At 68.6% G+C, this 13034-nt stretch carries 13 protein-coding genes; 4 read left to right on the forward strand and 9 right to left on the reverse strand.

Annotation, left to right across the window (positions count from 1 at the left end; genetic code table 11):
- The first annotated feature begins 185 nt into the window (after positions 1-185).
- From EVU97_RS11865 to EVU97_RS11880, 4 genes are all read left to right on the forward strand, one after another.
- Positions 186-1664, forward strand: a complete 1479-nt coding sequence (locus EVU97_RS11865; RefSeq protein ID WP_129666070.1) for an aldehyde dehydrogenase — start codon at positions 186-188, stop codon at positions 1662-1664.
- 73 nt (positions 1665-1737) lie between these two features.
- Complete coding sequence (locus EVU97_RS11870; protein WP_047310750.1) at positions 1738-2724, forward strand: catechol 1,2-dioxygenase; 987 nt, start codon at positions 1738-1740, stop codon at positions 2722-2724.
- Positions 2725-2753: 29 nt separating this feature from the next.
- Positions 2754-3614: a fumarylacetoacetate hydrolase family protein gene (locus EVU97_RS11875; protein WP_129666072.1), complete on the forward strand. Its 861-nt coding sequence runs from the start codon at positions 2754-2756 to the stop codon at positions 3612-3614.
- Positions 3615-3786: 172 nt separating this feature from the next.
- A complete protein-coding gene (locus EVU97_RS11880) occupies positions 3787-4611 on the forward strand; it encodes a gamma-glutamyl-gamma-aminobutyrate hydrolase family protein (protein WP_129666074.1) in 825 nt (274 codons plus the stop codon).
- A 119-nt stretch (positions 4612-4730) separates the two neighbouring features.
- On the opposite strand, the gene EVU97_RS11885 is transcribed toward EVU97_RS11880, so the two are convergent.
- The 9 genes from EVU97_RS11885 to EVU97_RS11925 form a co-directional block, all read right to left on the reverse strand.
- Entirely contained in the window at positions 4731-5315 is a 585-nt protein-coding gene (locus tag EVU97_RS11885) for a GNAT family N-acetyltransferase (RefSeq protein ID WP_129666076.1), read from the reverse strand.
- A 205-nt stretch (positions 5316-5520) separates the two neighbouring features.
- Positions 5521-5886, reverse strand: a complete 366-nt coding sequence (locus EVU97_RS15455; RefSeq protein ID WP_370448534.1) for a hypothetical protein — start codon at positions 5884-5886, stop codon at positions 5521-5523.
- A gap of 182 nt (positions 5887-6068) precedes the next feature.
- On the reverse strand, positions 6069-7157 hold the full coding sequence (locus EVU97_RS11895; RefSeq protein WP_129666078.1) for a winged helix DNA-binding domain-containing protein: 1089 nt from the start codon (positions 7155-7157) through the stop codon (positions 6069-6071).
- The gene (locus EVU97_RS11900; protein WP_129666080.1) at positions 7150-7689 is read right to left on the reverse strand and encodes a MarR family winged helix-turn-helix transcriptional regulator; all 540 of its coding nucleotides are present in this window, start codon (positions 7687-7689) and stop codon (positions 7150-7152) included. Before EVU97_RS11900 ends, EVU97_RS11895 begins: the two co-directional genes overlap by 8 nt.
- Before the next feature lie 126 nt (positions 7690-7815).
- The gene (locus EVU97_RS11905) at positions 7816-8211 is read right to left on the reverse strand and encodes a DUF779 domain-containing protein (RefSeq protein WP_129666082.1); all 396 of its coding nucleotides are present in this window, start codon (positions 8209-8211) and stop codon (positions 7816-7818) included.
- Positions 8211-9254: an alcohol dehydrogenase AdhP gene (adhP, locus tag EVU97_RS11910; RefSeq protein WP_129666084.1), complete on the reverse strand. Its 1044-nt coding sequence runs from the start codon at positions 9252-9254 to the stop codon at positions 8211-8213. The genes EVU97_RS11905 and adhP overlap by 1 nt, the downstream gene beginning before the upstream one ends.
- A gap of 48 nt (positions 9255-9302) precedes the next feature.
- Positions 9303-10826, reverse strand: coding sequence for an aldehyde dehydrogenase (gene adh / locus EVU97_RS11915; RefSeq protein WP_047310742.1), 1524 nt, complete (start codon positions 10824-10826; stop codon positions 9303-9305).
- Between the two features lie 118 nt (positions 10827-10944).
- Positions 10945-11964, reverse strand: coding sequence for a GAF domain-containing protein (locus EVU97_RS11920; protein ID WP_165357956.1), 1020 nt, complete (start codon positions 11962-11964; stop codon positions 10945-10947).
- Positions 11965-12197: 233 nt separating this feature from the next.
- On the reverse strand, positions 12198-12998 hold the full coding sequence (locus EVU97_RS11925) for an acetoacetate decarboxylase family protein (protein WP_129666088.1): 801 nt from the start codon (positions 12996-12998) through the stop codon (positions 12198-12200).
- Between the last annotated feature and the right edge of the window lie 36 nt (positions 12999-13034).

A 13034-nucleotide genomic window follows, 5' to 3' on the forward strand; every position in this document is an offset into this window, starting at 1 on the left:
GCTCACGGTAGCGCACGGTGTGACCTGGGCCACAGCATTTCGTCGGAAAATTTCCGAAGCGTCCTTTCGACGCTCTCCGCGGGGTCTTGACGCGCTTCCAAAAGCCTCGGCCGTCAGATACGTTTGGGCCCGAACGATTGCTACTGTGACTCATGTCACCACCCACACGAACGGCGAGGAGCGTCATGGCGAACCCGGAGAAGATCACCGTCGAGGGTGTCGAGGTCGACACCCGGCACTGGATCGGCGGCGAGCGCGTCGCGAGCGCCGACGGCGCCACGTTCACCACCGTCTCGCCGATCGACGAGTCGGTCATCGGTGAGGTCAGTGCCGCCGGTGAGGCCGAGGTCGACGCCGCGGTCGCCGCAGCTCGCAAGGCGTTCCCCGCCTGGTCGAAGACGAGCCCCGCCGAGCGCGCCGCCGTCCTGCGCAAGGTTGCCGAGGGCATCGAGGCCCGCGTCGAGGAGCTGGGCAAGGTCGAGACGCGTGACAACGGCGCGCTGCTTCGCAGCCACCTGCGTGGCGTCATGCCGCGTGTGGCGATGAACTTCCGCTTTTTCGCGGACTACCTCGAGAAGGATCTCGAGCACCCCGACATGGAGGTCGCCGGGCGCGGCCACCGCGAGCGCATCACGTACGACCCCGCGGGTGTCGTCGCCATCATCACGCCGTGGAACGCGCCCCTCATGCTGGCCACGTGGCGCATCGGCCCGGCGCTCGCCGCGGGTAACTGCGTCGTCCTCAAGCCGCCGGAGTGGGCGCCGCTCACGGCGTCGCTGCTCGCCGACATCGCCCACGAAGCAGGCCTTCCGGCCGGCGTGTTCAACGTCGTCCAGGGCACTGGTGTGGACGCGGGCGCGCCGCTCACGCGTCACCCGGACATCAACCGCCTGTGCTTCACCGGCTCGGTGCCGACGGCCGGCGTCATTGCCGCCGCTGCCGCGCCGAACATCGTGCCGCTCAGCTTCGAACTCGGCGGCAAGTCGCCGCTGCTCGTGCTCGCCGACGCCGACATGGACACGGCCGTCGACATCGCCGTCGAGCAGTTCGACAACGCCGGCCAGGTCTGCCTCAAGGGCTCGCGCATCCTCGTCGACGAGGCCATCGCCGAGGAGTTCACGAAGCGCGTGGTCGAGAAGTCGAAGACGCTCAAGCAGGGCGACCCGCGCGACCTCGAGACCGATGTCTCGGCGCTCATCACGCGCAAGCACTTCGAGACGATCGACGGCTTCGTCGAGCGCGCCAAGGCCGACGGCGCCACGGTGCTCACCGGCGGCGGCCCCAACACGGAACTCGGCGGCCTCTTCTACGAGCCGACGATCCTCGCCGACTGCCCGGAGGGCTCGGAGATCCTCACCGAGGAGGTCTTCGGCCCGGTGCTCACGATCGAGACGTTCTCCGGTGACGACGAGGGCGTCGCCAAGGCGAACGACACACGCTTCGGGCTCGCTGCCACGCTCGTCACGTCCGACCCGGAGCGTGCCGAGAAGGTCTCCGCGCAGCTTCGCGCGGGCACCGTCTGGGTCAACTGCTTCTTCGTGCGTGACCTGGGCGCGCCGTTCGGCGGCAGTGGCCAGTCCGGCATCGGGCGCGAGGGTGGCATCTGGAGCTTCGACTTCTACTGCGACGTGAAGAACTCCGTCTTCGCGCCCGCATCGAACTGACACGACGAAACGCCCGCACACGGCTGACGACGGACGTCGTCACCGGCGGCGGGGCAGAGAGAGGAATGGGCCGATGGGTGAGGTAGTCGGCGCGGGATTGCTCGCGCACGTTCCGACGATCATGCTGCCGGAGGAGATCCGCCGCAGCCTGAACCACGGTGAGGACTCGACGCTCGTCGCCGGGCTCGAGCAGTTGCGCAAGGAGGTCTTCGAGACGCTCGACTACGACACCGTCGTCGTGCTCGACAGCCACTGGGCAACCACCGTCGAGTTCGTCGTCACGGCGCAGGACCGCCGCTCGGGGCTGTTCACGTCGGAGGAGTTGCCGCGCGGCATGACGCGCCGTCACTACGACTTCCCGGGCGACCCGGAACTCGCGCACCTCATCGCGAGCAAGGCCGACGAGCACGGCACGTGGATCACCGCGATCGACGACCACTCGCTGCCGATCTTCTACGCGACGACGAACATGTGGGAGTACCTCGGCAAGGGGCTCGACGACAAGCGCTGGATCTCCATCGGCGTGTGCCAGACGGCCGACATGGAGGACAACCTGCGCCTCGGGCGTGCGCTCGGCGACGCCATTCGTGAGAGCGACCGCAAGGTGCTGCTCATCGCGAGCGGCGCGCTCAGCCACACGTTCCACCCGCTGCGCAAGCTGCGCGACCACGAGGCTGCCGACCCGAAGCACATCTTCTCTCAGGAGGCCTACCAGGCCGATCTGCAGCGGATGGAGTGGTTCGGCCAGGGCGACCACGCCCGCGTGCTCGACACGATGGACGAGTTCTACCGCTACAAGCCCGAGGCCCGCTTCGGGCACTACCTCATGATGATCGGCGCCCTCGGCGAGGGCGACTGTACCGCCACGTCGCGCCAGTACGGCGAGTACGAGAACTCGGTGGGCACCGGGCAGGTGCACCTGTGGTTCGACCAGCCCGACGGCGGCTTCCCGGCGCCGCGCCGCACCGACATCGACGACGACGTCAAGCGTCAGAAGGCTGCCGCAGCCGCTGAGGAAGCCGGACCCGAGCACATCCCCGACCTGCCCGCCGCCGGCTGACCACCCGAGAACTTCGAGGAGTAATCACCATGGCCACCAAGGAATTCCGTCGCATCCTGCTCGACGGCAACCCCGTCGACGTCGTCGTCGAGGGGGACGAGCTCGTTGCCGGTGACGGCCGCCGCATCGCCATCGCCGACGCCACGCACCTGCCGCCGGTGACGCCGAGCAAGATCGTCTGCGTCCACCTCAACTACCGCAGCCGCGTCGAGGAAATGATGACGTCGCTGCCGAAGGCGCCCACCTACTTCCACAAGCCGGTCTCCGCGCTCAACACGCACGAGGGTGCTGTCGTGCGACCCGAGGGCTGCAAGTGGCTCAACTACGAAGGCGAGATCGCCATCGTCATCGGCAAGACGTGCCGCAATATCTCGCCCGAGGAAGCCGGGGACTACATCCGCGGCTACACCGTGGCCAACGACTACGGCCTGCACGACTTCCGTGACACCGACTCCGGTTCGATGCTGCGCGTCAAGGGCGCCGACACGCTCTGTCCGGTCGGCCCGGGCATCGTCGAGGGGTGGGACTTCCGCGGCAAGCGCATCCGCACCATCGTCAACGGCGAGGTGAAGCAGGACGGCACGACCGACGAGATGGAGTGGGACATGCACTACCTCGTCGCCGACATCGCCCGCACCATCACTCTGCAGCCGGGCGACCTGCTGCTCTCGGGCACGCCCGCGATCTCGCGCACGGTGTACCCGGGTGACGTCGTCGAGGTCGAGGTCGAGGGTCTCGGCACGCTGCGCAATCACATCGTCACGGGCCCGACGCCGATCCGCACCGACGTCGGCGCTCAGGTGACCGAGTCCGAGGAAGTTCTCTCCACCGCCCAGGGTGGCGACTGGGAGTTCCGCGGCATCCGCAAGCCGAAGCCGCCGCAGCCCTGATCGTTCGGGCCGGGGCGCTTGCCCCGGCCCGCTCAGGTTTCGGCTTCAGGGTGCGACGAAGCGTCGTGGCGCCATCGCACCTGAACCGCCCTGATTGAGGTGCCGAATCGTCATGGAGCCGGTTCGGTACCTTGAGCCGGGGCTCGATGTGATCGTCAACGAAGGAGGGGCCATGGGTCGGCCCATCATCGCCATCCCGGCGCGGTTCTCGGCGTCGGCATCGGCGCTGCGGTTCGGCGCCGACGTGACGGCGCGCAGGCTGCTCGACGCCGTGTGGGCAGCGGGTGGCGAGCCGGTCGTCATCCACCCGGTGGCGCCCGTCGGCCACGACATACCGGCCGACCGGCGCATCGACCCATCGCGTGGATTCAGTGCGTTGACACAGGATTTCGTCGACGAGGTCGCCGAGCGTGTGGCCTTTGCCGACGGCATTCTGCTGCCCGGTGGCGGTGACGTGTCGCCGGTCTGGACCGGCGATGCCCTGCATGAGACGCACTACGACGTCGACGTTGAGCAGGACGCGTTCGACTTCGCCCTGGCACGCGTCGTCATCGAGCGCGGTGTGCCGGCGCTCGCGATCTGCCGCGGCATGCAGCTGCTCAACGTGGCCCTCGGCGGCACGCTGCACTTCGACATGGACGACGAACTCTCCGTCGAGGCGCACCGTCACCGGGTCGAGGGCGTCGAGGTGGACGCCGATTCGCGCCTGGCGGGAGTACTCGGCGTGCCGCAGGTGCGCGCCAGCTGCTACCACCACCAGTGCCTCAAGGACGTGGCGCCCGGATGGCGCGTCGTGGCGCGGTCGTCGGACGGCGTCACCGAGGCGGTGGAGCTGGACGGTGCCGCTGCGGGTGAGGGTGCGAGCGGTGCGGCCACCATTGCGGGCGGCGCGAGCGTTGTCGCGGTGCAGTGGCACCCGGAGGACACCTTCGACACCGACCCGCAGCAGGCGAAGCTCTTCGCCGACCTCGTCGAACGGGCGCGTCAGCGCGCTTAGGCGGTTCCTGCTCGGCGCCCTCTCAGCGCTTGGGCAGACTTCCCTGCGGTTGGGCAGTGTGTGCCTCTACCCAGCCGCAGGAAACTCTGCCCAGCGACGGCGACGTCGACGGGGTGTCGTCAGGCCGGTCCGCCCGACGAGCGCCACGCGCCGAGCGGCTCGTCGGGGTAGTCCATCTCGTCGACGCTCTCGTCGGTGAGCGTGAACCCGCGCTTCTCGTAGTTGGGCAGCGCTGCGGGGCCGTCGAGGTCGCACGTGTGAACCCAGACGCGCGACGTCGCAGGCAGGTCGTCGTGGCGCTCGCCGAGGCTCCACGCCGAGGCGATGCCGTGCTCGAGCAGCGCCCGGCCGATGCCGCGTCCGATCGCTTCCTCGACGAGGCCGAAATAACGAATCTCCACCGATGCCGGGTGTTGATCGTCCTTCGTCGGCTGGATCTGCACGTACCCCGCGGGGGCGCCGTCGGCGTAGGCCACCCACGTCTCCGTTCCGGGAACGCCGAGATCCTCGAGCCACTGCTCGCGTGACCAGGCGAGGCGGTCGGTCCACGTCCACGGTCCGCCGACGACGGCGTAGAGGTAGCGCGCAAACTCCGGGGTGATGTTCTCGGCGAGGTCGATGCGCACGCCGTCGGGCAGCGTCGCGGCCAGTTCGGGGCGCGTCGTCATCTCGAGCGTCCAGGTCGTGACGGTGCGTGCGGGCATGGTGACCTCCGGCCGGTGCGTGCGTTGTTCTCGCAGCCTACGAGTCGGCACCGACCGGGAGCACGGCGGCATCGTCACGTCACGCCGCTGGGCACAGTTTGCTGCCCTTGGGCCGAGGCGGTGGCTACCCAACCGCAGGGAAGTCTGCCCATCCATGAGGGGCGCAGCCGATAGGGACGGGAACGCCTCCCGTCCCCACCGCAGGTCACGCCGTCGCGGGAGTCATGACGCGGGGCGTTTCGATGGCGCGGGCCACATCCAGCGCGGTCTGCCAGAGGAGTCCGTCGATCGAGGTGACGCCGAGCGCCCGGCGGATCTGCTCGGCCGCGGCGTCCGTCGTCAGCCAGCGGTACTTCACGGCGTAGACGAGAGCGACCGACGGCGTGCGGTGGTGAGCGTGGACGCAGTGCAGCAGCGCGCTGAGTCCCTGGGAGCGCAGCTCAGCGACGACGTCGGCTGCGTCGATGAGGGTGGCGGCGAGGTCGTTGTGCGAGTAGATCGGCTCGTCGGCCCGGCATACCTGGCAGTGGTGCATCGACTCGGTACCGATGTCCCCTGGCGTGGAGGGCACGGCGGAGGCTCATCTCTGGTGACGTGTCACGGCGGCGCTGCCCGCGCATGCGCCGCGAGACCATGGCGTCGGCCGGAACGGGTTTCACCCGACTGAAGTTACCCATCTGCCCCCGGTTTGCGCAGTACCTGGGGACGGCATCGAGGCAAGCTGTGCGCTTGTCCCGGCCCGCCCGGTCAGCGTCACGCCCCGAGGTAGGGGAACTGGGCGTGCAGACGTTCAGCGTCGTGGGCCACGTCGGGGGGCAAGGTGTCGAAGCCGACGACGTCAAGCGCTCGTCGGCCGGGACGCCCGCCGCGACGCCAGGTGCCGACGATGGTGCCCGCGTGCATGATGCCGCGCTGGAAGACGCCGTTGTTGCCGGGCACGAGTCGCGGATGGTGTGCCTCTTCGAGCAGGGCCAGCCGGTCGGGGTAGCCGAGCACGATCTCGTCGAAGCCGGGCAGGAGGAACAGCCCGTCGGCGGCGTCCACCTCGTCGTCGAGTGTCTGACGCCAGTAACGGCCCTCATCGGAGTCGTCGCCGACGAACTCGTCTGCGATCGTGGCGAAAGCGCGGCGAATCTTCGTGATGGGCAGCTTGGTCCACCAGGCGAAGTCGCGCAGCGTGGCGGGGCCGTGGCTCGTGAGGTATCGGCGCAGCAGTTCGGCGATGGCGGCGGTTTCGTCACCGTTGAAGCGTTCCCCGAGCGACGACCCGGCGGGCAGCCAAGCCTGAGCTGACACGACGTTGTTGTCCGAACCGTTCCACGGCCCGTACACGGCAACGCCGGTCGCGATGAGGTACGACAGCATGTGGTAGCCGCGGCCGCCGGCGGGGGCGAGGCCCGCCGCCTCCCAGTGGGCGAAGAGGTCGCCGCGCGACAGCCCGCGCGGCGAGGCGGTGCACTGCGTCAGGAGAATCTCCTGCGCCCGCGCGATCTGCTCGTCGTCCAGCTCCAACTGGGCGCGGCGCCTCACCTGGGCTTTGACGGCCGGTCCCGCGCAGAGCTCAGTCATCCATCGGACGTCCTCGGCGGCCACGGCGAAGACAGTGCCACGCATCGGATATCCGCGGACGACGGAGCCGTCGTCGAAGGCGGCCACGACGCCGTCGAGCCCGAAACGCCCACCCGGCTCGCTCAACCGCAGCGCAATGGACGCCATGACGCCCGGCAGGTCCTGCCCCTGCATGGCACCGAACGCAGCCACGGCGTCGTGGGGACTGCTGAAGGGCCGGGTCGCCAACCCTTGGGCCACGAGGCGGCGGCGGACCAGCGCGGAATCAACCATGAGTCACGCCTGACTCGGGCCTCGGGCCGTCGGCGCTCATGGACTCGGCCGTCGTGACGACCTTGCGCAGCGCCTTCGTCAGGACGTCGACTTCCTCGGGCGTGAGACCGGAGATGAGTTCTTCCTCGAGGGCGTTGAAGCGCGGGAACAGCTCCTCCATGAGGGCCACGCCGGCCGGGGTGAGGCTCAGGTGGGCGAAGCGCTTGTCCGTGCTCGACTGGCTGCGCGTCAGCCAACCCCGCGCACTGAGCGTCTTGACGACCCCGCTCAGCGTCGCCTTCGAGATGCCGGCGCTGTCGGCGACCTCACGCGTCTCGGGGTTGTCGAAGATCCACACGCTCCACAGGACGACGAACCCGGTCCACGACAGGTCGTGCGGACGCAGAACGGTGTTCGTCATGTGATTGCGCGACGCGTTCGCCGCGCGGTGGATGCTCGAAACCGCATGCATCGCGTCAGCGTTGATGCTGACGGTGGCCAAGCGACCGGATACGGCGGCCTCGGTCTCGACGAGCGTGTGATGGCTTGGCATGCGGACAGATTAGCCGTCACGCCACGGCGATCTCCTCCTGGCACGGCCTCGCCCGACGCTCACACCGACAACGCCGAACGCGGAGGCCGTGGCGAACCACGGCCCCCGCGCTCGACGATCGAGCCGTCAGCCTCCGAGCACGTCCGAACGGATGAGGAAGCGCTTTCCGGTCGGGCTCTCCACGGAGAAGCCGCCACCGCGTCCGTCGACGACGTCAACGGTGAGGTGAGTGTGCTTCCACGTCTCGAACTGTTCGCGGCTCATCCAGAACTCCAGTTCCGCATCGTCACCCGCCACGTCCGGAAGGGTGAACGTGCCGAGCAGGACGTCGGCCTGACCCGTGCGGAACTGCCCTGCCGGGTAACACATCGGGGTCGACCCGTCACAGCACCCGCCGGACTGGTGGAACATGAGACGACCGTGCTCGGCCACGAGCTGGTGCAGCAGAGCGACGGCGTCCGGCGTCAATGCGACCCGGCTGACGCTCTCGCCGGCCACAGCGGCTCGTGACTCGAGGTTCATCACTTCTCCTCGCGCTCCGTCGTGTAGTCGATGACGACGCGCCCGTCGATCTTGCCGTGGTGCATCTCGTCGAACACCGCGTTGATGTCGTCGAGGTTCCGCTTGCTGAACGTCGGGTGGATGAGGCCTCGGGCGTAGAAGTCGAGAGCCTCGACCATGTCCTGCCGGGTGCCGACGATCGATCCGCGGATCGTCAGGCCCTTGAGGACGACGTCGAAGATCGGCGCCGGGAAATCACCCGGAGGAAGACCGTTGAACACGATGGTTCCCCCGCGACGCGCCATGCCGATGGCCTGGCCGAACGCCTTGGGGTGCACCGCCGTGACGAGGACGCCGTGGGCGCCACCGCCTGTGGCGTCGAGGACGGCCTGCGTCGGGTCCTCGACCGCGGCGTTCACCGTGACCTCCGCGCCGTGCTTCTTCGCGAGCTCCAGCTTGTCGTCGGCGACGTCCACGGCGACGATCCGCATGCCCATGGCCTTGGCGTACTGGACGGCGATGTGCCCTAGCCCGCCGATGCCGGAGATGACGACCCACTGCCCGGGGCGCACCTCCGTCACCTTCAGCCCCTTGTAGACGGTGACGCCGGCGCACAGCACGGGAGCGATCTCGTGGGGGTCCGCGCCCTCGGGGATGCGAGCGGCGAACGTGGCGTCGACGAGCATGTACTGCCCGAACGAGCCGTTGACGCTGTACCCGCCGTTGGTCTGCTCCTCGCACAGCGTCTCCCAGCCGTTGCGGCAGTGTTCACACGTGCCGCACGCGGAGGCGAGCCAGGCGTTGCCCACCATGTCGCCGACGGCGAGTTCGGTGACGCCCTCGCCGAGTTTCTCGACGACGCCGACTCCCTCGTGGCCGGGGATGAACGGCGGTTCGGGCTTGACCGGCCAGTCACCGTCCTTGGCGTGCAGGTCGGTGTGGCACACCCCCGATGCGATGAGCTTGACCAGCGCCTGACCCGGCCCGGGTTCCGGCAGTTCCACATCCTTGACGTTCAGGTCTTCGCCGAAGACGTCCACGACTGCAGCTTGCATGGTGCTCATGACTCTTCCCTTCGTGTGGTTGCGATCTGATCGGTGATGCGGGTCGGCTCAGAAGAAGCCGAGCTTGTTCTCCGAGTAGGAGACGAGGAGGTTCTTCGTCTGCTGGTAGTGGTCGAGCATCATGAGGTGGTTCTCCCGCCCGATGCCCGAGCTCTTGTAGCCACCGAACGCTGCGTGCGCCGGGTAGTTGTGGTAGTTGTTCACCCACACGCGGCCGGCCTGGATGTCGCGGCCCGCGCGGTAGGCGGTGTTGCCGTTGCGCGACCACACGCCGGCGCCGAGGCCGTAAAGGGTGTCGTTCGCGATCTTCAGTGCCTCGTCGTACGTGCCGAACTTCGCCACGGACACGACCGGCCCGAAGATCTCCTCCTGGAAGATCCGCATGTTGTTCGTGCCCTCGAAGATGGTCGGCTCGACGTAGAAGCCGCCGCCCAGATCGCCGTCCAACTCGGCCTGCCGACCACCGGTGAGCACCTTCGCGCCTTCCTTCTGGCCGATGTCGAGGTAGGACAGGATCTTCTGCAACTGGTCGTTGGAGGCCTGCGCACCGATCATCGTCGAGTCGTCGAGCGGGTTACCGGCCTTGATCTTCTTCGTGCGCTCGACGACGTCGGCCATGAACTGGTCGTAGATCGACTCCTGGACGAGCGCGCGTGACGGGCAGGTGCACACCTCGCCCTGGTTGAGAGCGAAGAGGGTGAAGCCCTCCTGCGCCTTGTCGTAGAACGCGTCGTCGGCCTGCGCGATGTCCTCGAAGAAGATGTTGGGGCTCTTGCCGCCGAGCTCGAGCGTCACCGGGATGAGGTTCTCCGAGGCGTACTGCATGATGAGGCGGCCGGTCGTCGTCTCACCCGTGAACGCGATCTTGCGGATGCGCTTGTTCGACGCGAGCGGCGCGCCGGCCTCGACGCCGAACCCGTTGACGACGTTGACGACTCCTGCGGGGAGGAGGTCCTCGATCAGTTCGATGAGCACCATGATCGACGCGGGCGTCTGCTCGGCGGGCTTGAGGACGACGCAGTTGCCGGCCGCCAGCGCCGGCGCGAGCTTCCACACGGCCATGAGGATGGGGAAGTTCCACGGGATGATCTGCCCGACGACGCCGAGCGGCTCGTGGAAGTGGTAAGCGACGGTGTCCTCGTCGATCTGCGAGAGGCTGCCTTCCTGCGCGCGGATGGCACCGGCGAAGTAGCGGAAGTGGTCGATCGCGAGGGGGATGTCGGCGTTGAGCGTCTCGCGCACCGGCTTGCCGTTGTCCCACGTCTCCGCGACGGCGATCTTCTCGAGGTTCTCCTCCATCCGGTCGGCGATCCGGTTGAGGATGAGTGCCCGCTCCGCGGGCGAGGTCTTGTTCCACGTCGGTGCCGCCGCCCATGCCGCGTCGAGGGCGGCCTCGATGTCCTCGGCGGTGCCGCGGCCCACCTCGCAGAACGTCTTGCCGGTGACCGGGGTGGGGTTCTCGAAGTACTGCCCTTTCTTCGGCGCGACCCATTCGCCGCCGATGAAGTGCTCGTAGCGCTTCTTGAACTCGACCTTGGAGCCCTCGGTTCCCGGGTTGGCGTAGACCGTCATCGCAGCTTCCTTTCCCTGAGCCCGCGGGATGTGACGCGGGGTTGCGTGATGTGCGTCACGTTACGAAGGGCTGCGTTGCATCAACGTTGCACTGCCCGTGCAACGCGCTGTGCGGGCGTCAGTTCGCCTGGCGCAGACGAGTGTCGAGCTGTTCGAGATGCGTGAGAACGATGGCCCGCTGTGGCGCGCGCGGTGGCAGGACGGTGAGTGCCATGTGCCACGACTCGACGTCATCGGTGGCTTCGGGCAGGTCGAGGTAGCGCAGAAGGGTCTCGGGAGTGGCGTCACTGAGCATCGCTTCGCGCAGCGACCCGGACGTCGAACGCAGCAGGTCGACGACGGGCTCCGCCTCGCTGTGCGTCAGCGAGGCTCCGCGATACAGCTCGAGGGCTTCGTCGTGCTCGCCGCGACGCAGATGCTCCGTGACCTGGACGGCATCGATGAGCAGTGGCCCCGTGAGGCGGTAGGGGCGGCTTTCGAGGTTCGGCGCGCCGGGAATCGTGTCGAGCCGTCGACGAAGCCGCAGCAACTCGCCGCGGATGGTGGCGGGCGGCGTGCCGTCCGGGTAGACGAGGGCCCCGATCTCGTCGGCGCTGAGGCCTTGGGGTTTGAGCGCGAGTGTCGCGAGGAGTTCGGCGTGGCGGTCGGTGAGTGCGTGGGTGGCCGTACCCGTTTCGATGCAGGGGCGGCCGTGGTGGACGAGGCGCAGCCTCGCGCTCGTGTGCGGTTGAGGGCCGACCGGCACCCCGGCGAGGCGAAGTTCACGAGCCACCGCGGCCGCGGTGGCCTGCACGAGTGCGAGGGTGCGCCGGTCTGCCGCAGCGTCACCTCCCGTCACGTCGAGAGCGCCGAGCACCTCGCCGGTGACGGGGTCGACGAGCGGCGCCGCGGAGCAGCTGAACGGGTGGACGTCCGGGCGCGTGTGCTCCTCGCGATGGATCGAGACCGCCTCGCCGCGGGCCACAGCTCGGCCCGGCGCGTTCGTGCCGACCTGCGCCTCCGACCAGTTCGCCCCCGCGGTGAAGCCGATGCTCTCGGCGCGGCTGCGGGCGCGGGAGTCTCCGTCGACGTAGTGCAGGCGTGCCTCGCGGTCCGCGATGGCGATGACGAGACCCTCGTCGCGTGCCGTCGAGCTCAACAGCGAACTGACGAGGGGGATCGCGTCGGCGAGCCGAGCGTGGACGCAGCCGGGGCCGCACCCGCAGGCGCAACCCTGTGGACGTGATTTGTGCCGCATCCCTTCCCCCCTCGTAGTGATCCACCTCACACTACACCCGTCCGGGGTGGGGTGGGTCGGCGGCGTGACGCTGCGTGCCGTGTGTCCACGAACTCATCTGCGACGCAGGCTGCCGCCCTTCGCGGCCGCCTGGCTCACACGAGACGTTCGAGCGTCTCGCCGCCGTTCCAGACGACGCCGATCTGCCGGTAGTAGCCGCCGATGATCTCGTCGACCTCCAGGGCGGCGAGTTCCTCCGTGGGCGATTCGAACAGGCGCAGATCGACGTCACCACGCCACGCCTGCCCGCCCTCGAACTCGGCCGCGCCGGACGAGATGAGCTCGCTGTAGGTGTCGCCCGTCGCCCCGCGGGCGATGTCGGGGTAGATACGGTGGTGGGCCATCGGGTGGCCGTTGACGAAGCCGTTCGTCTCACTCGGCTCGCGCAGCGTCAGCACGGCCTCGGCGAGACGACGGTCGCCGGCGGCGAGCGTCGCGCCGAACATTCCGCCCTCCGCGATCTGCGGCGCGCCCTGGCTGAAGGGGTGGGGGCGCGTCTGCCACATCGAGCCGAGCTTCTTCGGGTAGCCCTGGTGCAGGCCGCGGCCGATCGCGAAGTCCTTGTCGACCCAGATGTAGACGCAGCGGCTGAACGTCTTGCCCTTGTACGAGCAGCGGACGACGACGAACGCCTCCTTGTACTGGGCGCGCACCGGGTCGAGCAGCTCCTCGCGGGAGCTGGAGCAGCTCTGCCAGTCGGCCCAGATGAGCGCAACGGCGCCCGGGTCCTCGTCAGCGAGTTCCAGTGGGGCGGGCAGGAGTTCGCGCACACGCTCCGGGTTGGTGCGGTACTCGACCGTCAGCAGGTCGCCCGAGTAGTACCACGGCGGGCTCGGGATGATGCCCGAGGTTCCGCCGGCGGTGCGGGGGTAGAAGAAGCCCTTCTGGTCGCTCATGTGCGTGCACCCTTTCACCGTCTGCGGCCCGTGCCG

The organism is Dermacoccus sp. 147Ba, from assembly GCF_004151355.1.
Classification (GTDB): domain Bacteria; phylum Actinomycetota; class Actinomycetes; order Actinomycetales; family Dermatophilaceae; genus Dermacoccus; species Dermacoccus abyssi.

Bases quoted from the DNA above. Each gene is read 5' to 3' on its own strand.
- EVU97_RS11900 (WP_129666080.1), bottom strand. From the start codon at position 7,689: ATGCCAAGCCATCACACGCTCGTCGAGACCGAGGCCGCCGTATCCGGT.
- EVU97_RS11895 (WP_129666078.1), bottom strand. From the start codon at position 7,157: ATGGTTGATTCCGCGCTGGTCCGCCGCCGCCTCGTGGCCCAAGGGTTG.
- adh (WP_047310742.1), bottom strand. From the start codon at position 10,826: ATGACGGTCTACGCCAACCCGGGAACCGAGGGCTCCAAGGTCGAGTTC.
- EVU97_RS11875 (WP_129666072.1), top strand. From the start codon at position 2,754: ATGGCCACCAAGGAATTCCGTCGCATCCTGCTCGACGGCAACCCCGTC.
- EVU97_RS11925 (WP_129666088.1), bottom strand. From the start codon at position 12,998: ATGAGCGACCAGAAGGGCTTCTTCTACCCCCGCACCGCCGGCGGAACC.
- adhP (WP_129666084.1), bottom strand. From the start codon at position 9,254: ATGAGCACCATGCAAGCTGCAGTCGTGGACGTCTTCGGCGAAGACCTG.
- EVU97_RS11885 (WP_129666076.1), bottom strand. From the start codon at position 5,315: ATGCCCGCACGCACCGTCACGACCTGGACGCTCGAGATGACGACGCGC.
- EVU97_RS11905 (WP_129666082.1), bottom strand. From the start codon at position 8,211: ATGAACCTCGAGTCACGAGCCGCTGTGGCCGGCGAGAGCGTCAGCCGG.
- EVU97_RS11865 (WP_129666070.1), top strand. From the start codon at position 186: ATGGCGAACCCGGAGAAGATCACCGTCGAGGGTGTCGAGGTCGACACC.
- EVU97_RS11870 (WP_047310750.1), top strand. From the start codon at position 1,738: ATGGGTGAGGTAGTCGGCGCGGGATTGCTCGCGCACGTTCCGACGATC.
- EVU97_RS11880 (WP_129666074.1), top strand. From the start codon at position 3,787: ATGGGTCGGCCCATCATCGCCATCCCGGCGCGGTTCTCGGCGTCGGCA.